The sequence below is a fragment of the Acinetobacter sp. B-6 genome, assembly GCF_056930735.1.
The window spans coordinates 1-25,744 of the sequence record NZ_JBXPBY010000001.1; the positions used below are offsets into that span (position 1 = coordinate 1).

19 protein-coding genes are annotated in these 25,744 nt (G+C 39.6%); 11 read left to right on the plus strand and 8 right to left on the minus strand.

Features of this window, described 5'->3' with window-relative positions:
- The first annotated feature begins 25 nt into the window (after positions 1-25).
- The 3 genes from AC1Z3T_RS00005 to AC1Z3T_RS00015 all read left to right on the plus strand — a co-directional run bounded on the left by AC1Z3T_RS00005 (position 26) and on the right by AC1Z3T_RS00015 (position 10,404).
- Positions 26-9,307, plus strand: coding sequence for a beta strand repeat-containing protein (locus AC1Z3T_RS00005; RefSeq protein ID WP_483396421.1), 9,282 nt, complete (start codon positions 26-28; stop codon positions 9,305-9,307).
- A 187-nt stretch (positions 9,308-9,494) separates the two neighbouring features.
- The gene (locus AC1Z3T_RS00010) at positions 9,495-10,061 is read left to right on the plus strand and encodes a hypothetical protein (protein ID WP_046761590.1); all 567 of its coding nucleotides are present in this window, start codon (positions 9,495-9,497) and stop codon (positions 10,059-10,061) included.
- Positions 10,062-10,200: 139 nt separating this feature from the next.
- Positions 10,201-10,404, plus strand: coding sequence for a hypothetical protein (locus AC1Z3T_RS00015; RefSeq protein WP_005032919.1), 204 nt, complete (start codon positions 10,201-10,203; stop codon positions 10,402-10,404).
- Positions 10,405-10,591: 187 nt separating this feature from the next.
- Here the strand turns inward: AC1Z3T_RS00015 and rsmD are convergent, their stop codons facing one another.
- Positions 10,592-11,140, minus strand: a complete 549-nt coding sequence (gene rsmD / locus AC1Z3T_RS00020) for a 16S rRNA (guanine(966)-N(2))-methyltransferase RsmD (protein ID WP_034715485.1) — start codon at positions 11,138-11,140, stop codon at positions 10,592-10,594.
- A 4-nt stretch (positions 11,141-11,144) separates the two neighbouring features.
- Positions 11,145-13,211 (minus strand): penicillin-binding protein 2, encoded by a 2,067-nt coding sequence (gene mrdA / locus AC1Z3T_RS00025; protein WP_005032912.1) that lies wholly within the window; start codon positions 13,209-13,211, stop codon positions 11,145-11,147.
- Between the two features lie 277 nt (positions 13,212-13,488).
- Between mrdA and AC1Z3T_RS00030 the strand changes: the two genes are divergently transcribed.
- From AC1Z3T_RS00030 to AC1Z3T_RS00050, 5 genes are all read left to right on the plus strand, one after another.
- Positions 13,489-14,028: a hypothetical protein gene (locus AC1Z3T_RS00030; RefSeq protein ID WP_005032911.1), complete on the plus strand. Its 540-nt coding sequence runs from the start codon at positions 13,489-13,491 to the stop codon at positions 14,026-14,028.
- Positions 14,029-14,088: 60 nt separating this feature from the next.
- The gene (locus AC1Z3T_RS00035; protein WP_004829409.1) at positions 14,089-15,405 is read left to right on the plus strand and encodes a DUF445 domain-containing protein; all 1,317 of its coding nucleotides are present in this window, start codon (positions 14,089-14,091) and stop codon (positions 15,403-15,405) included.
- Positions 15,406-15,488: 83 nt separating this feature from the next.
- Positions 15,489-16,142: an adenylate kinase gene (gene adk, locus AC1Z3T_RS00040; RefSeq protein WP_004829407.1), complete on the plus strand. Its 654-nt coding sequence runs from the start codon at positions 15,489-15,491 to the stop codon at positions 16,140-16,142.
- 91 nt (positions 16,143-16,233) lie between these two features.
- A complete protein-coding gene (locus AC1Z3T_RS00045) occupies positions 16,234-16,449 on the plus strand; it encodes a hypothetical protein (RefSeq protein ID WP_004829406.1) in 216 nt (71 codons plus the stop codon).
- 172 nt (positions 16,450-16,621) lie between these two features.
- Positions 16,622-16,972, plus strand: a complete 351-nt coding sequence (locus AC1Z3T_RS00050; RefSeq protein WP_046761604.1) for an SH3 domain-containing protein — start codon at positions 16,622-16,624, stop codon at positions 16,970-16,972.
- 346 nt (positions 16,973-17,318) lie between these two features.
- Here AC1Z3T_RS00050 and nth read toward each other — a convergent pair whose 3' ends face one another.
- A complete protein-coding gene (gene nth / locus AC1Z3T_RS00055; RefSeq protein ID WP_005032902.1) occupies positions 17,319-17,996 on the minus strand; it encodes an endonuclease III in 678 nt (225 codons plus the stop codon).
- A complete protein-coding gene (locus tag AC1Z3T_RS00060; protein ID WP_042087562.1) occupies positions 17,993-18,793 on the minus strand; it encodes an RnfABCDGE type electron transport complex subunit B in 801 nt (266 codons plus the stop codon). Before AC1Z3T_RS00060 ends, nth begins: the two co-directional genes overlap by 4 nt.
- A 347-nt stretch (positions 18,794-19,140) precedes the next feature.
- On the opposite strand from AC1Z3T_RS00060, the gene gdhA reads away from it, so the two are divergent.
- The gene (gene gdhA, locus AC1Z3T_RS00065) at positions 19,141-20,484 is read left to right on the plus strand and encodes an NADP-specific glutamate dehydrogenase (RefSeq protein ID WP_042087559.1); all 1,344 of its coding nucleotides are present in this window, start codon (positions 19,141-19,143) and stop codon (positions 20,482-20,484) included.
- 96 nt (positions 20,485-20,580) lie between these two features.
- Here gdhA and AC1Z3T_RS00070 read toward each other — a convergent pair whose 3' ends face one another.
- The 4 genes from AC1Z3T_RS00070 to rlmH all read right to left on the minus strand — a co-directional run bounded on the left by AC1Z3T_RS00070 (position 20,581) and on the right by rlmH (position 23,609).
- Complete coding sequence (locus tag AC1Z3T_RS00070; protein ID WP_100885690.1) at positions 20,581-21,000, minus strand: DUF4377 domain-containing protein; 420 nt, start codon at positions 20,998-21,000, stop codon at positions 20,581-20,583.
- 242 nt (positions 21,001-21,242) lie between these two features.
- Entirely contained in the window at positions 21,243-22,013 is a 771-nt protein-coding gene (locus AC1Z3T_RS00075) for an META and DUF4377 domain-containing protein (RefSeq protein WP_042087556.1), read from the minus strand.
- A 166-nt stretch (positions 22,014-22,179) separates the two neighbouring features.
- On the minus strand, positions 22,180-22,956 hold the full coding sequence (locus AC1Z3T_RS00080) for a dioxygenase family protein (protein ID WP_100885689.1): 777 nt from the start codon (positions 22,954-22,956) through the stop codon (positions 22,180-22,182).
- A gap of 170 nt (positions 22,957-23,126) precedes the next feature.
- Positions 23,127-23,609: a 23S rRNA (pseudouridine(1915)-N(3))-methyltransferase RlmH gene (gene rlmH, locus AC1Z3T_RS00085; protein WP_100885688.1), complete on the minus strand. Its 483-nt coding sequence runs from the start codon at positions 23,607-23,609 to the stop codon at positions 23,127-23,129.
- A gap of 182 nt (positions 23,610-23,791) precedes the next feature.
- Between rlmH and AC1Z3T_RS00090 the strand changes: the two genes are divergently transcribed.
- Positions 23,792-24,706 carry a M28 family peptidase gene (locus tag AC1Z3T_RS00090; protein WP_418134821.1) on the plus strand — a complete coding sequence of 305 codons (915 nt, stop codon included), beginning with the start codon at positions 23,792-23,794 and terminating at the stop codon, positions 24,704-24,706.
- Between the two features lie 80 nt (positions 24,707-24,786).
- Positions 24,787-25,683 carry a tyrosine recombinase XerC gene (locus AC1Z3T_RS00095; RefSeq protein ID WP_167387396.1) on the plus strand — a complete coding sequence of 299 codons (897 nt, stop codon included), beginning with the start codon at positions 24,787-24,789 and terminating at the stop codon, positions 25,681-25,683.
- The last annotated feature ends 61 nt before the right edge of the window (positions 25,684-25,744 follow it).

The following is a 25,744-nucleotide window of genomic DNA, read 5'->3' on the forward strand; positions in this document are numbered from 1 at the left end:
CGACAACATTGATCCAGCAGCACCAGTGGTCAATGTGACAGGCAATCCAGATGGTTCGGTGAGCGTCAGTGGAACGGCTGAGCCAAACAGCAACATTGAAATCCGCTATCCAGATGGCAGCACAGTTACCACAGCGGTGGACAGTTCAGGTAATTATGGACCGGTGACCTCTGCAATCAACCAACCGACAGGTACGGTGAGTGGTACAGTCACCGATGCTTCAGGTAACACTGGACCAAGTACCAGCACCCAATATGTTGACAATATTGTGCCAACACAAGTCGCAACGATTACAGGTATAAATGACAATGTTGCGCCAAATACGGGTCATATAGATAGCGCTGGATATAGTAATGACACATCACCACAAATTTTAGGTGAAATTAGTGCCGTTTTAGGTGCAACAGAAGTCGTTGCGATTTATCGAAATGATGGTAATACAAATATTAGAGTTGGAACGGCAACCATTACAGGTACTGGCACAACTTGGATATTTGATGATAGTGGTTTAAGTGATGGCATAAGCTACACCTATACTGCACGTGTAGAAGATGGTGCGGGTAATCAAGCGAATTTATCAAATGCATATGTATTGAACATAGATACAACACCACCTTCAGCAAGTACAACGATTAATATCGTTTCGATTACTGATGATACTGGACTGAATACGACCGATTTTATTACCAATGATACCAGTCTGACAATTAATGGTACGGTTGGGACTTTGGCAGTGGGTGAAACTGCACAAATCAGTATTGATGGCGGTTTGAATTGGATTGATCTGACTGTAAATGCAGGAACATGGCATTATGAGGATACTCGGACACTTTTAGAAGGAGAATATACTTATCAAGTACGTGTAGTTGATGCAGCTGGAAATATTGGTCAAAGTGATGATCAGATAGTGAGTGTTGATTTAACAGGACCTTCAGTCAGCACTTTATTGAATATTACATCTATCAGTACAGACAGTGGGACGAGTTCGACGGATTTTATCACCAATGACCAATCAATTACCGTGAATGGTGTTGTCGGTACATTGGCAGCAGATGAACAAGTTCAAATAAGTGTGGATGGTATCAATTGGGTAAATCTAATCGTTACAGGAGGTACATGGAGTTACCAAGACCCTCGGGTTTTAAGCCCTGATGGTGATTATATCTATCAGGTTCGTATTGTGGATGTTGCAGGTAATATTGGGGCAACAGATAGTCAAGTAATACAAATAGATACGACTGCCCCAACACAAAATGCTTTTATTAATAGCTATTTTGATTTAGTTGATCCTAACACAGGATTAATGGGAGATAATACTAACACCAATGATACTACCCCGACATTAATTGGCTCAATCACAGCAGGAGTGCAAGCGGGCGATATTCTTGAATTATATCAAAATGGTACATGGATTGCATCGATTACATTGAGTCCTGGTGATACCACTTGGACGTACTCATTATCTGGTTTGAATGATGGTATGAGCTATCAATATACTGTTCGTATTGTTGATATTGCAGGTAATGCAGGTTCAATGTCCCCAGCATTTACATTAACTGTAGATACCACTGCACCAACGACAACCGTGATGATTGATAGCTATACAGATAATATAGGTATTTATCAAGGAGATAATAATACGAATACAACGACGGATGATACCACACCACTCTTAAATGGTACTTTGAGTAGTGCTTTAAGTTTAGGGGAAGTTATTGAAATTTATGATGATAGTGATACGCTGCTAGGTGTTGCTGTTGTCGATGCTACAGGAACAGGATGGAGTTTCCAATTACCTTCACTGAGCAATGGCAGTTATACTTATTATGCAGTCGTTGTTGATGCGGCAGGTAATCATGGAACTAATTCTGCGAACTTCACACTGACAATTGATACGCTTGCACCCACACAGACCACAACTATTGACAGTTTCACTGATGATTTGGGTACGAATACTGGAGATTATCCAAGTGGCACACATACCGATGATACAGCGCCTCGATTAAATGGAACCATCAGCGGTGGTGCATTGGCTGCAACCGACGTTGTTCTCGTTTATGAAGGGACAACACAAATAGGTGTTGCAACCTTAAATGCCAGTCGCACAGCTTGGACCTTTGATGTGGCAGGTTTAGTGAATGGTGACAATAAAAATTATACGGCAGTTGTTGCGGATGCGGCGGGGAATCTTGGAGTATTTTCGTCTCCAGCATTTAGAATAATTGTTGACACTGTGGCGCCAACACAAACCGTAAATATTACCAGTTATTTAGATCTAACTGGACCAGTTATTGGCACTTTTGGGAATGGTACAACAACAGATGACAGAAATCCCATACTCAATGGAACACTTAGTTCTGTAATTCCACCTGAATATGAAATACGTATTTATGAGGGGACAATTCTAGTTGGTGTTGCGACAACAACAGGTGGCACAAATTGGTTTTTTAATTTACCAACCTTAACAGATCCAAGTACTCACACTTATACAGTCAAAGTTGCGGACGAAGCAGGTAATGAATCTTTAGCGTCAGCGCCATTTACTCTAACAGTTGACTCCACTGTACAGCCAGAAGATATCACGATTATCCTCTATAACGACAATTATGGCGACAATATGGGGAATTATTTATCTGGAAGTCAAACAGACGATAGTTCGCCACTCTTAATGGGAACTCTTGGAAAAGTATTAAATGATGGAGATAAAGTGCTGGTTTATCAAGTTGATCAAGTACTGGGTACATCAATATTGCTGGGAGAAGCTGATGTTTTTGAAACGTCTTGGAGTTATCAAGTCACAGGTTTAAGTGATGGTCTTTATAGCTATCGTGCAGAGGTGGTGAATAGTTTTAACAGTGTTCTGGCACAGTCCAATATATTTGAATTGATTGTGGATACGATTGCACCGACAGAAGTTCCAACTATTACTGTCTATAATGATACGGTTGGATTATTTCAAGGCGATTTTGTGAGTGGGACAACGACTGATGACAGTCATGCACTTTTAAAAGGAACACTGAATACCGCATTATCATCAGGAGAAAGTTTACATATCCATGATAATAATGGCAATTTGGTTGGTATTGCTTCAGTCACAGGAACAACTTGGACTTTACCTTTATCGTTAGTGACAGATGGTACTTATACCTATACCGCAGTTGTGGTCGATCAGGCTGGTAATGAAGGACCTGAGTCAGCTGCCTTCACATTAATATTGGATACAACACTACCAACTCAACAAGCGATCATTAATAGTTTTACAGATGATGTCATCATGAACACTGGTGATTATGGATCAGGTAGTTATACCAATGATACGCTGCCTGTTTTAAACGGTACACTCAACACAGGTTTAGGTGCGAATGAAGTATTGCGTATATATGAAGGCTCAACCTTTTTAGGTATTGCAACCGTTACAGGTTTAAATTGGACTTTTGAATTTACAAACATTTTAAGCAACGGTAGTCATGATTTTACTGCACGTGTGATGGATGCTGCGGGCAATCAAGGACCGATATCCAACGCCTTTAATTTAATCGTTGATACCATCGCCACCTCACAAACAGCCAATATTAACAATTATATTGATAGTTCGGGTGCTGTTACTGGATTGATGGGGAGCAATACAACGACGGATGATACCACACCAACCTTGATTGGGGCGGTCACGGCAGGCGTACAAGCTGGTTATACCATTAACCTTTATCAGAATAATGTTTTAATCACCTCAATCGTATTAGCAAATGGTCAGACTGCATGGAGTTATACACCGAATATCTTAGGTTTTGGCACATATAATTACTATGTCAAAGTTGCAGATCAAGCGGGTAATGAAGGCACTGCAAGTCCGATCTTTAGTTTAACTGTTGATGCAACAGCCACACTCAGTTCCATCATGACCGATACCGCTTATGGTCAGAGTGGCAATTACTCTACCAATAATGATGCGATCAATACTGATTTGATCACTCGTGATAGTACACCAATATTGAATGGTACCATCAGTCGTGCTTTGGAAGTGAATGAGCAGGTGACGATTAGTCTGGATGGTGGGAACAGTTGGATTGTAGTGCAAAATACTTTGGGTGCGACCAGTTGGTCGTATAATCCGCAACCATTGGGTTATGCAGTATCGACAACAGTTCCATTACAAGTACGGATTGAAAATACCGTGAATGGAACGCATGGCTCAACTACTACAACGACATATACAGTTGATTTAATAGCACCATCGATGACCTTGAGTAACCCAGACTTTGCCAATGCTGGTTCGATAGATGCTGATGGTGACAAAACAATCCTTGCAGGTACAGCACAGTTTAGTAGCAGTGTGGATGGCACAGCTGAGGTTGGCAGTGTTGTGGCGCTGATCAATGATATTAACAACGATGGTATTTATACAGAAGGTGTTGATAGTGTCCTCAATGTTGCAACAGTCGCAGCAGGTGGGACATGGAATATGTCATTGAGTTTGACAGCAGGTCAGTATCATCTGGGTTATGTGATTTGGGATGCAGCAGGGAATCGTAGTCGCCTAAGCATGACTTCTGATATAGATGTCGTGAACAACTTGGGTAATGCGCCATATACCAATAGTGCTTTTGGTACCAACGCAACAGTGGGCTATGGTAGCAGCATGTTCATTAACAAGAGTGGTCACTGGACTTTTGTCAATGACCAAGCGGTTTATGCTGGAACTTCAACGACAAGTTATACCACCACAGCTTTGACACTCGCTTCTGGTACGGTTAGTTCATATTCTTTCGGTGATTTCAATCTAGATGGCAATATTGACATCATCGGCACAGATAGTGCCGTGAGTTCGACAGCGCCGATTTGGACGGGTACTGCTGGTGGAGGATTTACTGCTGGTAATGTGGATGCTGGACAGCTTATCGCTCGTGGTGGTTCAGTATTTCTAGATATGGATGGTGATGGTTATTTGGATGCTGTGGTCGGTGATAGAGGAAACGACTCCTCAGCATTTTTGAAAAATAATAGTGGTGTATTCAGTGTCTATGGACGGGCATCAGGTAATCCGACAGCCACAGGTCTGAATACATTGACCATGGATCGAGAAAATTCAGCAGTAGATTTAAATAATGATGGTAAAGTCGACCTCGCTTTGCATGCCACCACTAGCCAATCTGGGGTAACAGGCGCTTATACATTAAGCTTGTTGTTAAATAACGGTAGTAGCAGTGCAACGGGTGCAAACTGGACTGAAACACAGGTCATTACCAATGTATTCGGAGCCGCTAGAGCAGATGATTCGACCACCCCGCTATCGATGACTTGGGCAGACTTTAATGGTGATGGTTATCTCGATTTATATTTAAATACAACTCAAACAGGAACCTCCGCCAATAGCAAAATTTTCCTCAATAACGGTGGTAGCTTATCAAGCAATGGAATTGCAATTGCAAATGATAGCCTAGCTGGAGAAGCATCTGTTGCTGTCGACTGGAATGGTGACGGCAAAATGGATGCAATAGAGGTCGATTATACGACGGGTATTGCGAATCTATATACCAATAACGGTAATGTGGCTGCGGGATGGGCGACTACGCAATTAGCTGATATGGGGAATAGCACGTTAAATGGTATCGCCGCTGCTGACTATGATTGGGATGGCGATATTGACCTGTTAGCCAGTTTTAATGCGAGTACACAGACACAGTTAATCAGCAACACCAACCAAGTCAAAGATGGAACAGCTTTGCATCTGCGTATTGTGAATGCAGAAGGTCATAACGTCTACTATGGTAATACCGTCCAGTTGTTCGATTCTTCGGGGCGTTTAGTATCCACCCAAATCATAAATCCACAATCAGGAAATTGGGTCAATGATGGTTCTGCTTTGGTCAACATTTTCGGATTGGATCCATCACAAAGCTACACAGTCAAATTATTGGCGAATGATCACGGCGTGATGACGACGTACTCATGGAACGTTACTCCAGGCAGTGCGGTTGATGCACAAGTGTTGACCACAACAGCTGTGACCACTGCCAATTCAACAACATTGGTAGGCACTGGCTATAACGATACTTATGTGGTTTCTAATCTGACAGGGGGGACCACAGCTTATAACGGCGGTGGTGGCTGGAATTTACCTGTCATGAAAGGTGAAAGTAAAACTTGGGTTGCTTCAGGGGGTATGGATATTATTGATTTCCGTAATGCATCTACAGGTGTAACGGTTAATCTGCAAGCTGGTACGGTATCGGGTTGGGGGACGGTTAGTAATATCACCAATGTTGAAGGAGTGCGAGGTAGTGCACAGTCCGACACATTAAGCGGTAATGCGTTTGATAACATCTTTGAAGGTCGTGGTGGGGATGACATTATTAACCTAGGTTTTAGCGCGGGAAATGATCGAATAGTTTACAACCTGATCAATCCTGCTGATCATATTACTGGGGGGAATGGTACTGATACGATCAATGATTTTATGGGAGGGAGTCTAGCTTTTGCACCGAATTCTGATGCAGATATCATTGACCTAAGTGGCTTATTGACAGCTTATACTGGCACAGCCTATGTCTACTTTGATGCTGGTGCAGGAACCTATGTATTGGACAGTGCATCGCTCGGGTTGCGCAATTATCTTCAAGTCATGACAGCGGGCGGTAATACTGTGATTTCAGTTGATCTAGCGGGTACTGGGAACTTTACAACGCCTTTGTTGATACTCAATGGTCTGAGCATGAGTATGGAGACTTTACTGGCAAATGGACAACTGTTACTGGGTTCTTCAACTGCCGCTTTAATTCATATCAATGCACAAACCACCACAGATACTACGCCAATCGTGAGTGGAACCATTCCTTATGGCTTAAATATTGGTGAGGTTTTACAAATAACCGTAAATGGTACGACCTATAGTACGGCAAACAATACTGTGGTCGTAGATCCTGTAAATCACACTTGGTATGTGCAATTGCCTGTCGGTACAGTCAATGTCGGGCGCTATGATGTAGTGGCAAACATCGTGGATGCGAATGGCTCGATAATCATGAGTGATGCAAGTCGTATGGAATTGGAAGTGCTCAGTTCGTCAGGTTCATTGACGCCTGCTTGGGGGAATGCTGATGTCGGTAATGTTGTGGGTGGTGCAACCATGACACTGGGGCAAAATGGTTTATGGTCATTCTTCCAAACCAGTACGACGAGTGATGTTGGAACGATCTATAACAGTACTGGGTTGAATACCTATACCAATGTCAGTGTTACTGGCGGAAGTGGTGGATTGTCAGGTGCATCATTTGCTGATTTTAATCGTGACGGTTTTATGGATATTTTCACAAACACCAGTACAGGTGCTTCACCGCAAAGTGTGTGGACGACGATTGATGGTATCAATTATAACCATCAGGTACTGGTAAGCGGCACATCTATGTGGAATGGTGCTGTGGTTGCTTATGATAAAACAGGCGATGGTTATCTAGATTTTGCTTATGGTGATACAGGTAATGACTCCATGACGTTTATTACCAATACTGCAGGTAGCCTGTCTTTAATGGCAGGGGGCGCACAGGGTAGACCTCCAACAGTAACAGGAAATACGTTCTCTGAAGTCGCGGCAGTGGATTTGACCAATGATGGTGCTGTAGATGTGGTTCAGCATACCAGTGGCGCAACGACACCGACAGCAGGTGGTGCTTATGCCTTGACTTTATTGACCAATGTACAAACTGCCAATAATACGTTTACTCAAATCAATGTGGCTGGTGTATTTAGAACAGGTGCAGCGGGTGATCCAGCCTCTGCGACCGCGATGACATGGGCAGACTTTAACAATGACGGTAAAATGGATTTATTCCTTGGCGCTGGTCGAAATGCTGCAAATACCGCTGATAGTACAGCGAGCCGTGTTTACTGGAACAGTGGCACAGGAAGTCTGTTTGGAACAGCTTCTGGGACTGCGGGCGGTCAGGCAACTTACCTTTCAGATACTTTAGATGGTGGTGCTTCAGTCGCAGTGGATTGGAATCATGATGGTAAAATGGATATTGTGGAATTGCCGCGTTCTGGCGTCAGTGCAGTACCAAACCTATATACCAACAATGGGGCAGGAAGCTTTACGCAAAGTACACTGGGAACTGCAATTACAGGTGTGAATGGAGCTTTAGCAGTAGATTATAATTGGGATGGTACAGTCGATGTATTGGCTTATAAAGGCGGTGCCAATACGATCTTATTGCAAAACAACAATATTGTTGCAGATGGTACCAGTTTGCATTTACGTATTTTAGATGCCAATGGTTTAAACGTGTACTATGGCAACACTGTACAGCTTTACAATAGTGCGGGTACATTAGTCGCATCACAAATATTGAATCCACAATCAGGTGTATTTGGTGCAGATGGTTCAGGTATCGTCAACTTCTACGGCTTGAATGCGAATGACAGCTACACCGCTGTATTGATTAAGAGTGTCAATGGTGTATCTCAGGATGTGGGTGGTTCAGCAAGCCTAGGCGGAAACAGCATTGAAAATATTAACCTCAGCTGGGCAGGTTTAACCGCTGGTGCAGCGACCCAAGCTTATGTCTTATCAGGTGAAGCAACTACCAACGTTGCGAATGGTAAATTCATCGGTACTGGTTATAACGATATTTTCTTTGCAACAGCAGGGACAGACAGTTATGACGGTAGTGGTGGAACGGCAGTGGATTTATCTGGTAACAGTAATTGGAATGCAACTGGAGGGTTGGATACTGTTGACTATAAACTGGCAGGCAGCACTGCATTGACCATTGATTTGTCTAATATGAGTGCTCAAAACACTGGTTTTGGAACAGCGAGCTTTAAGAACATTGAAGCTCTTGCTGGTGGTAATGGGAATGACACGTTTACAGGCAATACAGCCAATAATCAGTTTGAAGGGCGTGGTGGTAATGACACCTTTAATCTTGCCAACGGTGGTCAATATACTTTGTTATATAAAGTATTGTTAGCCGATGCAACGGGTGGTAATGGTACAGATAGTGTGAATGGCTTTAAAGTGGGTACAGTTGAAGCCACAACTGACGCAGACCGTATTGATCTGAAATCTTTATTGATTGGGTATACTGCTGATAGTGATGGCGCTGCACATTATGTGAATGGTATTGCAACGCTTGATTCTGGTGACAATATTGGCAGTTATTTGCAGGTGACCCATAGTGATGGCAATACTGTGTTGAGTATTGATCGAGATGGTGCAGGTGGTGCATATGCTATGACTAATCTGTTTACACTGAATGGTGTAAATACTGAACTGGAAACATTGTTAGCGAATCATCAGATTATCATTGGTTAAGTTCGCTTAGTTAAAAGAGCTGTCATGTTGGCAGCTCTTCTTTATTTATAATTCTAATTTCTTGCAAAAATCAAATTGAGTATATGCTTTAACTTAACTTTAAATATGATACATTTAATATAACCTATCACATATTTTTCGCATCTATATAAACCACAAAATTCATCGTAAATTGATCACCTTACTTATGCGATTTTTCTGCAAGTTTTACTTCATACTGATTATTCTATTTGGATTGAATTCACAGCTCTATGCTTTGGATCAAGTGATCGTTATGCCTGAATCTGCTGCTATCGAAAATTTAGAAGGTCAGCAAAACGCTCAAGAATCAGATATTGAATTGGAACAAGAGACTTTATTTCATATTGAAAATCCAGAAAATAGCCTAAGCTATCTTGATGAAATTACAGATCAAAATGAAGATTTTTTACAACAAAGTGAAATTCAGAAAAAATTAGCTGAGGAGCATGAGCAGCAATTGGCAGATTATTCAATTCTGAGTAACCAATTTTATGAAAATGATCGAATTCGGATCTTTAATTATACAGCTTATAATGTACAGCAATTAAAAACTTCATTGATCAACCCAAACTCAAATAGTGCCTCTGTAAATGAACTTTATCTGTCCTTTGGTTATGGAATTGAGTTTAAGATCAATGCTTTAAATAGAGTGGGTTATGAATATATTTCCAGTTTTCCCTATGATCGAGGACAACTCATACGACTATTTTGGATTCACACATTAACCTATTAATTTAAAGAATATTTTTATCTAAAAATAAGTAGTGTGAATAAATCATGTTGAAATAACTACACGTTGAAACACAAGCTTGCGTTGAACTTCACATTACACAGTTAAGCTTCAAAAATAAGATGAATAGGGCGCTACTGTCATGATGAAGAAAATTATTTTACTCGGTGTTTTAGGTGTTTCACTCACAGGCTGTATTGTTGCACCATACGATGATGATCATCGTGGTGGGCATGGTCGATATGATCATCGTGATCGTGACCGTTGGGATCATCGTCATGATCGTGACCGCGATCGCTATGATCGAGATCGCAATGATCGTGACTGGAATTGGAAAACGCGTTAATTATTGATTGTAAAAATGGGCTGTAAATGCCCATTTTTTATACGCAAATTGATCAATCAAATTCATGCGATGAATTTATTGTTTAATCATATGAAGCTTTTATTGCCATGCTTTACTTCTCAAGTTTAAATAAATTTGTGCTAGATAGAACAAAATGATGTACAAATCAAAGTTGATCAAATCTCCATCATATTATTTTTTTAAACAAGCCTGCTTGTACCACACCAGCTTTGGTTTGTTTTTGCAGTTGCCAAGTTGCAGGTAAATTTAATTGATTTAAAGCACGATCTGCTTCAACGTAAATCAATGCGTCACTAGACAAATATGGATCAACTTTTTGAGCCAATTCTTCCCACAAATTTAAACTATACGGTGGGTCTAAAAATACCAAATCAAATTGTTCATTCAGGTTGGACAACGCTTGTTGTGCTGTCTGAATTTTAAGTTGGCAATTTTCTACTTTGAGTAATTGAATATTATCTTTTAAAAACTTTGCCTGTTTAAGATTTGGTTCAATCATCACCACATAACGCGCACCACGAGATAATGCTTCAAAGCTTAAAGCACCTGAACCTGCACAGAGGTCCAGCACTTTAGTATTTTGAATATCCCACATCAACCAGTTAAATAAAGTTTCTCTAACACGGTCAGGTGTAGGACGCAAACCCTCAATATCAGCAAAAGGGAGAACACGTCGTTTCCATTCTCCACCAATAATTCTTAATTGGTTTTTCACTTTATTATTCACTGATATCAGCCTCATTAGATGGTGCGGTAGCTGGTTGCGGAGTATTGTTTCTATGCCCTTGAGTATTGCTATGATTCTGCGCTGAATTGGTTGCTGAGTTTGGCTTTGGTTTAGGCATTGCATTTGGATCAGCTGCAAGTGAAACATCACCACTCGGCAATTCACCCGGTTTGATCCCAGCAGTCATTAAACCGCCACTGACCTGATGATTGAGTGGAGCAATTGGATTTTTCTTACGTGTTAATAGCCAATAATCAAAAACTGGACGGGCAATTTTTGCAGCAGAACCCCCATGACGACCATTTTCCCAAATCACTGCAATGGCAATTTCAGGATTTTCAGCAGGCGCAAATCCAACAAATAGACCGTGATCGAGCTGACGAGCTGTAAGTGCAGCTTCGTTATAACGTTTTCCTTGAGCAATACTCTTGACCTGCGCCGTCCCTGTTTTACCTGCAATTTGATACATTGGTGTACGAATACCACGACCTGTACCAGATTGAATCACGTCCACCATTGCGTCACGCATTTTGACCCAGTCATCATCGGTACCGCTAAAATTGATTTTTCCTGTAGGTGCGTTATGCACAGGATGTTTTTTTGCACCTTTGGATTCGCGTAAAACATGTGGTGTTACATGCGCACCATGATTGGCGGTAATCGCCGTTGCCATAGCAAGCTGTAAAGGTGTTGCAGTAAATGCACCTTGTCCAATACTCACAGAAATCGTTTCACCCTTGAGCCATTTGCTCTTACGGGTACGCATTTTCCATTCTGGGCTTGGATAAAGTCCTGTACTTTCACTCGGTAAATCTACTCCAGTTTTTTCGCCAAAACCAAATTGGCGCATCCACTCGTTCATACGGTCGATACCCATTTGATAAGACAAAATGTAGAAATAGGTATCACAAGAAACCACAATGGATTTATGTAAATTGACAGAGCCGTGTCCTGTTTTTTTCCAGTCACGGAATTTGTGAGAATCCCCAGGTAAATGGAAATAACCTGGATCAGAAATAGCAGTGCCCCAATCCACAGTTTTAAAGTGAATTCCCCCTAATCCTTCCATTGGCTTGATGGTTGAACCCGGCGGATAAGTTCCTTGAACAGCACGGTTATAAAGCGGTTGATCGAGATTATCACGCAAGGCGGTATAGTCATCATGCCCGATCCCAGTGACAAATAAATTGGGGTTAAAGCTTGGGCTGGAGACGAGTGCTAGAATCTCACCTGTACGAGGATCAATAGCAACAATAGCACCACGACGGTCTTTCAGTTGTTCAGCTGCTACGGTCTGTAAACCATAATCAAGTGAAAGATAGAGATCATTACCACGCGTTGATTCTTTACGACCTAAATGGCGTAGCACATTCCCATGTGCATCGGCTTCAATAGATTCATAACCTGGAACTCCGTGTAATAAATCTTCATAAGATTTCTCTACACCGATTTTTCCGATTAAGTTGGTTCCTGCATAACTGTCTTTATCAATGGATTTAAGTTCTTTGTCATTGATACGACCTACATAACCAATCACATGTGCAAATAACTCCCCATGTGGATAGTAACGTGTCATCTGCGTTTCGATATCTACCCCAGGAAACTGAAATTTAACTTCACTGAAGCGTGCAATATCTTGCTCAGTTAAATTCAGTTTTAAGGTGACACGTTCGGTTTTTTTAGAGGTTTTAATACGACTATTAAAACGGTCAATATCTTCTTGACTCAGATTTAAAATAGGAATTAAACGTTGAACAGTACCCTCAATATCTTCGACATCAGCTTTACTTAATGTTGCTGTGAATACAGGGTAGTTATCAGCCAATAAAATACCATTACGGTCATAGATATAACCACGTGCAGGCGCAATCGGCTGTAAGCGTATACGGTTTTTATCCGATGCTTCGCTAAACTCTTGATGATGAAAAATTTGCAGATAAGCATAACGTGCAATCAGTAGACACATAAAAAATGAAACAATACCAATCGCAAAAAAAACACGGCTGCGAAAGATGCGTTTTTCTTGTTGGACATTTTTTAAAGGAAACTGCTGCTTCATACGTCGTCGGCTTTAGATACTGAAAATAGGTGAATGCGAGGGCGAAACATTTTACCCTAGATTGAGGATTAAAAAGTAAAAAACACAAATAACTCGTAAAAATTTATTTTAACTAAATACTCGAACAAATCATGTTCGATCACATGGTGCGGATTTGACCTTAGCGACATTAAATTTATAGTGTTTTGTATATGAGTGCTAAAATAATTCTGTTAAAGTCGAGCATTAAGGATAAAGAACTCGACCCAAGTTAACGTTAGGGGTAATGGAGAAAATAATGAGAAAAATATTTCCCTTATTAATATTGGTTGCTGTAGGAAACTTCGCGCATGCTGATGTTAAAGAATATTTGCCAGATTTGAAGGGAATTTTACCAGAGGCGAAGATTAAGCCTGAGGATGCATCTAAATGGAACTTTGGTGCAGGTGTGACTCAACAAATCGTTCACTTTAATGCTGAGTGGGTCAACCCTTATGGAATTGCCTATACCAAATTAGGTGCTTTTTATAATGGTGACAATGCATTTGCTGGACAAGTGGGTTATCGAATTCCTGTTGCATTAAATGGCACTGACAAAAATGGATTCTATGTGGGACTGTATGGTGGCTCACTTAAAAGTAAAAAAGTAGACGGAAGCGATGAAGTTCAATATGGTGGTGGGGCTGATATCGCTTATGTTTTATTGAATAAAGAACGTATAAGTACATTCAGTGTAGGTATGGGTGCAGGAAGTGAACTTCATAATAAAAATGGAGATATGATCTTGGAAACTCGCCCTCAGATACAATTCGCTTATACTTTAAGTGTAGGTTTTTAAAATTTTATGATTTTATACAGATCCTTCGACCGCCAATAGAAATAAATACGAGAGTCATGCATGTTGGAATACGTTAATGGTTTGTGGCACGCTTTTACAGCTAGACCCGATCATCTTGCTATCTTAAGTATCATTCCTGTGACTGCCTTTGTAACTTGGGCACATGTTTGGATGGCACTGAAAATGGTATTCTATCCAATTACGTTTTGGGGATTTCATTTAGGTCCTTTACCCGTAGGTTGGCAAGGCATTGTGCCACGTAAAGCTGGACGAATTTCTGGCATTATCACCGACAATACCTTATCTAAATTGGGTTCTTTGCGTGAATTTTTAGATGCCATGGATCCAGAAGATATGGCACGTATCATCGGAGAACAGGTTGGCTTTGAACTTGAGCATCTGATCGATGAAGTGATGTTGGATCGCAATGCTGTATTATGGGAAAATTTACCTTATTCCATCAAACGTCGTATTTATGGACAAGCACATAAGCAATTACCAGGTACCTTAAAAGAACTTGTGACCGAACTGACCATGAACGTTGAGTCACTGGTCAATATGCGTGATATGGTGGTCAATCAAATGGAAGGTGACCGCCGTTTGATGGTGCGTATGTTTTTAAAAGTCGGTCAGAAAGAAATTAATTTTATTTGGCATATTAGTGCTGTTATTGGAAGTTTTTTTGGTATTTTTCAAATGTTTGTGTACGTTTTTGTACCACAACATTGGACTGTTCCGTTCTTTGCAGCAGTGTGGGGTTTCCTCACCAACTGGATTGCAATCTGGATGGTATTTAACCCCGTAGAACCGCATTACATTCGTTACCCACAATTTTTTGAACGTACAAAAAATCGAAAATTTCCATGGATTAAACCTGTTATTCCTCGAATAGGCACATATAATGTTCAGGGCGCGTTTATGAAACGCCAAGAAGAAGTGTCAGAAGTCTTTGCAAGTGTAGTGACTGAAGACCTCATTACGTTAAAATCGATCATGACAGAAATGATGTATGGTCCAAAGAAAGATAAAACGCGCCGTATTGTGAAGCGTCATATTAACGAAATTATGGAAACTCCATTGGTTCGTACGTCTTTACAATTGTCTTTGGGACCAAAAGAGTATGCAAAACTCAAGACAGACTTGATTGATCGATCAATTGAAATTACGATGGTGCCTGTTTGCGACCCAGCGTTTAATGCGAGCCGTGCACAGAAAATTTTTCAAATGTTTAAAGAGCGGATTAGAGAGTTAACGCCGAAAGAGTTTCAAAATTTGTTACGTCCTGCATTTCAGGAAGACGAATGGATTTTGATTGTACTGGGTGGTGTTACTGGATTCTTTGCTGGTTTAATACATTTATTTGTGGCTTTCTTATAAATTTGATGCCATTACGATGATAAGTTTTAATTTGTCATGGCAAACGGTATCATAAATATTGTTTTAAATGAGGATGTTTTTTTATGCGCATTATATTACTCGGACCACCTGGAGCAGGTAAAGGTACACAAGCTCAGTTGATCTGTAAGCGCTACAATATCCCACAAATTTCAACCGGTGATATGCTCCGTGCTGCGATTCGTGAAGGTACTGAATTAGGTCTTAAAGCTAAAAGTGTAATGGAGTCAGGCGGTCTAGTATCTGATGAGCTTATTATCGGTCTAGTAAAAGAACGTATTGCACAACCTGACTGCGTGAATGGTTGTATCTTCGATGGTTTCCCACGTACGATTCCGCAAGCTGAAGCTTTGGAAAATGAAGGCATCACGATCGATCATGTGATCGAAATAGAAGTGCCTGATGAAGAAATCGTAAAACGCCTTTCTGGTCGTCGCCAACATCCAGCATCTGGTCGTGTTTATCATACGATCTATAATCCACCAAAAGTGGAAGGTAAAGATGATGAGACAGGTGAAGATCTTGTTCAACGTCCAGATGATGAAGAAGCAACCATTCGCAAGCGTTTAGGTTCTTATCACAATGAAACTGAACAATTGGTAGGTTTCTATCAAGGTCGTGCAGCTTCTGGAGAAAATGCACCGACTTATAATAAATTAAACGGCTTGCGTGGAATCGAAGACGTTCAAAAAGATTTATTTGCTATTTTAGATAAATAATCCTTTAAGTTAAAACTTGACCTTAAAGTTTTGACAATCGAAGAGACCTGATTCATATTAGGTCTCTTTTTTTGTTAGCGTGACATTTAGCATGAAGCTTTTATTAATTGCCTTGGTCATTATCAGTGTTCTGGTTTTATTGGGCTTGTTGTATATGAGCTTTAAATTGTTACGCAAAGCGCAAAAAGAAGAAATGCAACAACGCCGCGAGATGAGAAAAACAGGTGAATACCAAGTTCATCCTCAAGTGGCAGAGGAATGGAAACGACTCGAAAAAATGAAGAAAGATTTGGAAAATAAAAAATAAAGCATCAAGGACAAATGCTAAGGGGTAAATACATTCTTATCCATTATGGATGTTCAATATTCAAAACAGATGAGTTTTGCTGATTGAAAGATGTAAGCAAATAATTATAAATACTTTTTCTATCAAGCTACATGTTATATTTAAAGCACACTATTATAAAAAGACGATCAAAATGAAATGGATTGCCATAGCCAAACATAGAAGTGAATATATAGCGCCGATTACTTTTTCAAAGGGGACTTTGCTAAAGATAGGAGAAAAATATCAAGGCTCGGAGAATTGGGACAATTGGTATTTCTGCAAAGTTGATGACGGATTAGAGGGCTGGGTTCCTGCACAAATCATTGAATGGGTTGATAAGCTTCAAGGCTATGCAAAAGCGGATTATACAGCGAAAGAGTTAAATGTAGATCAGGGCGATCTATTGGTCGGCGAAGAGCAATTAAATGGTTGGATGTGGTGTAGTAGATCGTCTGATGGGCAATCAGGTTGGGTGCCGTTAGAGGTACTCAATCAAATTTAATAGAAATTATACTAAGTCATTATTTTAGCATAAAAATTTTATAATAACGTGAGTTCGATGCAACCATACCTTTAACTTATTGAAAAAAATAAATCTGTGCGGAGTCTTGCTGAGTTTTCATCCATTTTTTGGATCAGCCTGCGGCTCACCGCAAAACTCGTCATCCACCAGCAAGATATTTAATCAGTCGCAGAAACAATACCTTATAAAAGTAGTCCTGCCTCGAACAGTTGCGGATGACGTTTCCGAGTATCATATTTCATCAAGGATTTTTTATCGAACTTAGGTGATAATAAAGCAATGATTAATCAAATCTTCAATGCTATCAACGGTGCGGCTGGTTGAATTAAGCCGATTTGATTTCTTTTGTCGCTCCAAACTCAAATTTATCAGGCCAATTGCAAACGTCTGATACCACACATTCATGACATTTTGGCTTGCGCGCGATGCAGCAGTAACGTCCATGTAAAATGAGCCAATGATGAGAGTCGATGATAAATTCTTTTGGAATCACTTTGATCAGACGATGCTCAACCTCAAGCACATTTTTACCGACAGCAAGCCCTGTGCGATTACCTACACGAAAAATATGTGTGTCAACAGCCATGGTGGCTTGACCAAAGGCTGTATTCAAGACAACATTTGCTGTTTTACGCCCCACCCCGGGCAATGCTTCTAAATCAGCACGATTATCAGGAACTTGGCTGTTATGTTTCTCAATCAAAATTTTACATGCTTTAATGACATTTTCTGCTTTGGAATTATATAAACCAATGGTTTTAATATATTCCTTTAAGCCTTCCACACCCAATGCATAAATTTGTTCAGGAGTATTGGCAACAGGAAATAATTTATCGGTGGCTTTGTTGACACTGACATCTGTTGCTTGAGCTGATAGTGTTACAGCAACCAAAAGTTCAAATGGTGTGGAATAATTCAGTTCAGTTTTTGGATTTGGACGTTGTTCACGAAGTCTTTCAAAGAAAATTTGAATCTGTTTTTTTGTCATATTTTTTACAGTCATTCACTTTCTCCTTGTAAAACAGATAATTGTCGTAATAATTGGTCAAGTTGATCTTGCTTATTTTGATCGGCTCGTACGCTGAGCTGTTTTTCTAATTTTTTAATTTGTGTACGTAGTTTAGCCAGTTCAATGGTGGTTTTCGCATCTGTAACGATGGGTTTCTTTTGAGGTGCTTCTACGATTTCAATCGTCGGTAAAGACTGACTATTTTGAGTAATCTGTGCAAATAACTCTGTATCAATCTCTGCACGAACTACAGGACCTTTACGATGAATACGCTGTTTTTCTTCACGTTGAATATGCGCATAGTAGCGACTGCGTAAATCATTTTGTTCGAGTAGGCGTTGCTCATTATTTGGGATGGGTTGAATATCTTCAACTAAGTCGATGCAGTCTACAGGGCAGGGCGCAATGCACAACTCACAGCCTGTGCAAAGATCCGTCAGTATGGTGTGCATTAATTTTCCTGAACCAATAATGGCATCTACAGGGCAAGCACTTATACATTTTGTACATCCGATACATTCATCTTCACGAATCACTGCCTTCATCCGTTGCGGGCGACCATCGCTTTGAATTGGCCATACACTCGGTTCTGCAATCAGTTTATTTCGATGAAGCAATTCTGCCAAAGCGTCAGCAACAGGTTGTCCCCCTGGAACACATTTATTGGCATCTTCACCTTCCACAATGGCTTTGGCATAGGGTAAACATCCATCACGGTGACCGCAGAGTCCACATTGTGTCTGAGGCAAAATTGCATCTATTTGCTGAATGATGGAGAGAGATGAATTCATGTGACTAAAGACTTTAAGCAAAAATAAACAAGAGCTGGGTAAAAGCGTAGCGATGATGCGGATTTTAGCATGTTTTATGCTGAAAATCTTTGCTCTAAATTAGCGCTAAAAATGCGCTAATTTAGATCAAAATTAAGGGGTATTTTATGGAATAAAATGCCAATAATTAGACTATTTTTTATAGCTTGATTAGAAATTATCATATTGAATTTAAATATTATTTGAAAAAACATTTGAAAAAAGGTTGTGGATTGTCCACAAAAGCGATTAAATACTTTGCGCCAAAATTTATCATTTTATTGAAAAGTTTGACCTTTTTTGTATCATTTTCTGCTGAGGAATGAACGTTGAAATATAGTAGCCTGAATGACTTTTTAAATTACGTAAAAGCACGTGATCCAAATCAACCAGAGTTTTTGCAAGCTGTGGAAGAAGTGATGACCAGTTTATGGCCATTTATTGAAAAGAACCCAGAGTATGCTGAACAAGGTTTGCTTGAGCGTCTTGTAGAGCCTGAACGTGCTATTCAATTTCGTGTTTCTTGGGTAGACGACAAAGGTCAAACACAAGTTAACCGCGCTTTCCGTGTCCAATACAATTCTGCAATTGGTCCATTTAAAGGCGGTATGCGTTTTCATCCATCGGTAAACCTATCAATTTTAAAATTCTTGGGTTTTGAGCAAACTTTTAAAAATGCTTTAACCACATTACCTATGGGTGGTGGTAAAGGCGGTTCTGACTTTGATCCTAAAGGTAAGTCAGAAGGCGAAATCATGCGTTTCTGTCAAGCATTGATGATCGAACTTTATCGCCATTTAGGTTCAAACACCGATATTCCAGCGGGTGATATTGGTGTGGGTGGACGTGAAGTGGGTTATATGGCTGGGATGATGAAAAAACTCAGCAATGACACTTCATGTGTATTTACAGGTAAAGGCTTGTCTTTTGGTGGTTCATTGGCTCGTCCAGAAGCAACAGGTTTTGGTACAGTTTATTTTGCTGAAGAAATGCTTAAAACTCGTGGTGATAGCTTTAAAGGCAAAACTGTCGCTATTTCAGGTTCAGGAAATGTAGCTCAATTTGCAGCAGAAAAAGCAATGTACTTGGGTGCAAAAGTAGTTTCTCTTTCTGACTCGAATGGTACAGTCTATGTAAAAAATGGTTTTACCAACGAACTCCTTGCAGAAGTGATGGAGCTTAAAAATGTAAAACGTGGACGTATTTCTGAATTTGCTTCGAAACATGGCTTTGAATACTTAGAAGGTCAACGTCCTTGGTCAATTCCATGTGATATTGCTTTGCCATGCGCAACACAAAATGAATTGAATGAAGATGATGCCACAGTATTGCTTGAAAACGGTGTAATCTGTGTTGCTGAAGGTGCAAATATGCCTTCTACACTTGAAGCTGTTGAAAAATTTGTTGAAGCTAAAATTCTTTATGCGCCAGGTAAAGCATCGAACGCAGGTGGTGTAGCAACTTCTGGACTTGAAATGTCTCAAAACTCAATTCGTTTGGGTTGGACTTTTGAAGAGGTTGATGAGCGCTTGCATGCCATTATGAAAGAAATTCATCGTAATTGTGTGAAATATGGTACGCAAGAAGACGGTACAGTTAACTATGTAAACGGTGCAAATATTGCTGGTTTCGTAAAAGTTGCTGATGCAATGTTAGCGCAAGGTGTATTCTAATATAGAGAAGCGATTTTTCGAATTAGATCAAAATTTTTTCTTAAACCGAGTTAAGTGATTAGCTCGGTTTTTATTTGATCAAGATACAATTTTTCTTTAAGGTTGAGCTGTCGTTTCAACAATTGAATCAAACGCATACTGGTATTGAGATTGATCTGCTGCTGGATGCAAAATCTCGGTACGTTTTACTTTAATAATTTGGGTTAATTTAGGATTGTGTGTAAAACCATCAATGCTGTCATAGAAATAACTCGGTTGTTTTTCAAGATATGTTTTTTCTCCTGTTGAATTGATAGTTAATTCGCGAACTAAAAGGCATGTTTGTGGTGCTACGCCTTCACACGGTTTGGTCTCTGGACTAACTTCTAAAAAAATCATTGTCGTTGGCTGTTTTTCAGTTGCATGCTGTTGTGTAACTTGAGTTTCAACAGGGGCTTTGGACTCAGTTTGAGGTTGTTTTGTGCATGCAATCATCAACAAAGGCAAGAGTAGAACAGGGCTTAATTTATAGTTCATCGTATTTACCATGTATTGATGTTAAGTAAAAGTATTGATTACAAAGGTAGATCAGCGATAACTTGAATCAGTTGTTATTGAGTATGTTGGTGAATCAATTAAAAGCCTGCTGAATAATTTTAGATTTTTAAATAAGGAATCAAACAATTTAATCTTTTAAATAAGTAAATTAAGTTAGGTGTTATATCAATAGGTTTAACTCAAAAAGAAAAGCTGAAGTTTAACTTCAGCTTTTCATTAAATTATTTTACAGTTTCACGCTCAATAATCATGTCTTGCACATAAGCATATTTAGACTGATCAGCAGCAGGATTTTTAATTTCATAACGTTTTAAACGTACAACTTGGCGTTCACCTGGATTATGTGTAAAGCCTTCGATTTGGTCATAGAAATATGTCCAATCTTTGTCTACTTGAGTTTTTACGCCGTTGTCAGCATATTTGATTTCACGTACTTGAAGGCATTGCATTTTCATCACGCCAGCAGAACATTCTTTAGTTTCTGGGCTAATTTCTAAGAAAATAGTTTCGCCTTGGCTTTGATATTTCGTTTCAGGTGTCATTTTACCTGTAAACACAACTTTACCGCCTGTCGCATTCACTAAAGTTAAAGTTGGGCTTTCAGTATTGGCTGTGTCAAGTACAAAAGCAGTCTTGCCTGCTTGGAACAATGAAGCAGCAAAGCTTTCTTGCTTCATTAATTCAGGTGAACACATCATGTTTGTAGATGCAATATTGCCTGTAACAAGCAAGCCATTTTCAACTTTTGCACTTGTCATTAAACGGTTACAACCTGTAGCGACACTTAAGCGTTGATCAGCAAAGTTAAGCACAATCGGTTGTTTAGTTTCAGCTGGTTGGTATGACCACTGATAAGCATTTAAAGTTTGTTGAGCAGTACCTTGTTGTTGTAATACTTTCACAGCGGTATCACCTAATTTTTGAATATCACCCGATTGACAAGCAGCAAGCGCTAAAGGAAGTACAGCTAAAGCTAAATATTTGAATTTCATATTCTATTCACGTTATTGAAAACTAGGCACAGGATAAAGCATTGTCCATAAAAAGATATGGAGACAGTTTATTAGTTCGGTTTCAAAATGTATCCATATAACTAAAAATTAAACAATACTTAACAAATTGTTATCAATTGTAATGAATTTGAGCCAATTCAGCAATTTAGTCGAAGCGATAAATATCCATACCTAAAGCACCCATCGAAAAACTGCTATGTACAATACTAAAGCGATGTCCAGTTCCCATTGCAAAAAAGAGTGGTGCAAAATGTTCGAGCGTAGGGTGGTTTTTTTCGATATAGGGTAAAGCGTCCCACTGCAATACTGCATCATAATCACTATGATTTAATTTACTTACGACATAATTTCTAAAGCTTGAAGCCCACTGAGGAACACGGTTATTTTGATCTTGCCAAGATAACTCTCTTAGATTGTGTGTAATGCTACCTGAGCCTATCAGTAAAATTTGTTTTGCACGTAATGGGCGAAGCGTCTGACCAATTGCATAGATCTGATCAGCATTCATGGTCATCGGTAAGGAAATTTCAATCACTGGAATGTCTGCATCAGGATACATGTGTAACAGAGGCATCCAAACGCCATGATCACGTGGACGTGTACTATTTGCATGCGCAGGGAGTTGAGCTTCAGCCAATAAATGTAAAATTTCTTCGGCGAGTTCAGGATTTCCCGGTGCAGGGTAACGCATCTCATAGAGTGCTTGAGGAAAACCTCTAAAATCATGCCATGTTTCAGGTCGTACACCTGTATTTACTTCCAGTGCATCACTTTCCCAATGTGCTGACATCACAACGATCGCTTGTGGTACGGGAAGATTTAGCCCAAGTCGATGTAAAGCAGGACCAACTTGTTCAGGATCTAGTGCAAGCATGGGCGAACCATGTGAGATAAATAAACCGGGAAGTGTTTGTAAGTTCATATCTTTGCGCCTAAATGATCGTTGAATAAATCAAAAGTCCATTCTAACTCAATGAATAATTGGGCGTCAGTGTTCTACTTCAATATCCTGTTGCATGAATACAACATATTCTTTAAAGCTGAAATTAACGATGACGAGATATTTAGGCGTGTAAATCGATATTCCTAAAATTAACCTGCACGATGATAAGGGTGGTTATGATTTATACTCATCGCACGATACAGTTGTTCGATTAACATGACACGCACCAATGGATGAGGAAGTGTTAGTTTAGAAAGCGACCAGTGCCACGCCGCTGCTTTGCGAACTGCTTCTGAATGACCATCGGGTCCACCAATTGCAAGCACGACATCATTACCTTCGAACATCCAACTTTTCATGGTTTCAGCCAGTTTTTCTGTACTGAATTCACGACCACCTACCTCAAGCGCAATTAATGTTTCCCCTTGTTTGAGTTGACCAAGAATACTGTCACCTTCGATTTGACGGTATTTTAAAATATCTGCTTCTGAATCATTTTTGCCACGTTTAGCCATGGGTAATTCAATAATTTGAGTCTGTACAAAAGGCTGAATTCTTTTGAAATAATCTTCAAAACCAGTCAGTACCCATGCAGGCATTTTTTGACCAATAGTCAGAATACGGATTTTCATATTAACAATTTCAAACGCTGGAATTACGCCATTATAACGTGATATTGGTTATCCTCAGGCATACAACAAAAACTGTTTTTCCTATTGCTGTTTTTTTAATGATGTTTATTGCATAACTTTTATTGAGCTTATCTATGTTGATGCATTGTCTAATGACTAGAATTTTAAAACAAATGATCCTGATGCTTGTACTGAGCTTTACACTCCCAATATGGGCTATGGCAGCTCAGCCCCTCAATATTCAGCAAGCTGAACCTGATCGGCTTAATAGCTACCTAAAACAAGTGATTCATCCTCAAGCTTTTAGAAATTATCAAAATATACAAGAGCTGGATCGCGTTGCTGCCTTTATTAAACAACAAGTCGAACAGTTTTCCATCCCATGTGAATATCAAACTTATGCGGTTGATGGAAAAAACTATCGTAATGTGGTCTGTCATTTGCAAATGGGACATGCCAAAAAAGTGATTCTTGGGGCGCATTATGATGTTTATGGTAATTTCAAAGGTGCAGATGATAACGCCTCTGGCGTTGTTGGACTGATAGAGACGGCTCGAATTTTGGCAACAAATCGACGCCAGTTAAAGCAAAATATTGATTTTGTGTTTTATACCTTGGAAGAGCCGCCTTACTTCCGTACAGAACACATGGGCAGTTTTATCCACGCCCAGTCAATATTAAAACAGAAAGATCAAATTCAAGCGGTCTATATTTTGGAAATGATCGGGTATTTCGATCATAAAAATGTGCAAGATTACCCATCAGGATTGGCTGCATTTTATCCCAAACATGCAAATTTTATTGGGGCTGTGAGTAATTTTAGCTCACGCGCAATAGGTGAAAGATATTGTTCGTCTATGAAAAATCTAAAGCGTTTGGATTGCCAAAGACTCATTGCACCATCATTTGTCAAAGGTGTGGATTTTTCTGATCATTTGAATTATTGGCGTTTCGATATTCCTGCTATTATGATTACCGACACGGCATTTTTTAGAAATAAGCATTACCATACTCCAGAGGATACGGTTGAAAAGCTTAATTTAAATAAAATGGCTGATGTGGTTGATGGTCTAGTCAATACTTTGTTAAAAGACTAATTTTAGTTATGTTTTTCATCAGTAAAAATTACTTTAAATAAGGAGAGCTTATGCAATACGGTGCAATGCAATTGCTCTCAATGTGGATGAAAGATCGCAAAATTCAAAATCAGTCTGAGCATACATTGGATGCTTACTTTCGAGATGTATCGAATTTTATTGATTTCTGCTATGACAAACAGCTTGAATTAAAACAAGTAGAAGCATCAGACTTACGTGAATATGTGGCTTATCGTGTTGAAAATGATCAGCTTTCCACCAGTAGTCTACAGCGCCATTTGACTTCGATTCGTCAATTCATGAAATGGGCAAAACAAGGCGGTTACTTGGAAATCAATGCTGCTGATGATTTTCAATTGAAACGTCAACCTCGACCATTACCTGGGATGATTGATATAGAAACGATCAATCAAATCATGGATCAAGCAGAACCCGAAAAACCAGTAGAAAAGCAATTATGGATGAGAGATAAAGCGATACTTGAGTTGCTCTATTCCAGTGGTTTACGGCTTGCAGAAATTCAGCGTTTAACGATTCGTGATATTGATTTCACTCGGCATTTATTACGAATTACAGGGAAAGGCAATAAAACTCGAATCGTTCCCTTTGGCTCTAAGGCACGTGAGAGTCTAGTTGAATGGTTGAAAGTTTATCGAATTTGGCAAGGCGAATTTAGTCCAGATGCTTTTGTTTTTATTACGCAACGTGGCAATAGTATTACACCTCGACAAATTGAAAATCGTGTGAAATATCAAGCCTTACGAGCAGGAGTAAATGTTGATTTACACCCTCACTTACTTAGACATTGTTTTGCCAGTCATATGTTGTCTAATAGTGGTGATTTAAGAGCGGTTCAAGAAATGTTAGGGCATAGTAATTTAACCACGACTCAAATTTATACGCATGTCGATTTCGATCGTTTGGCACAAGTCTATGATCAAGCACACCCAAGAGCATCAGCTGCAAAAATAAAATAAAAATGAGTAAAACAACGTTGAATAGTTTTTAATTCATGTGAAAGTTGGTTTATTGGTAAGA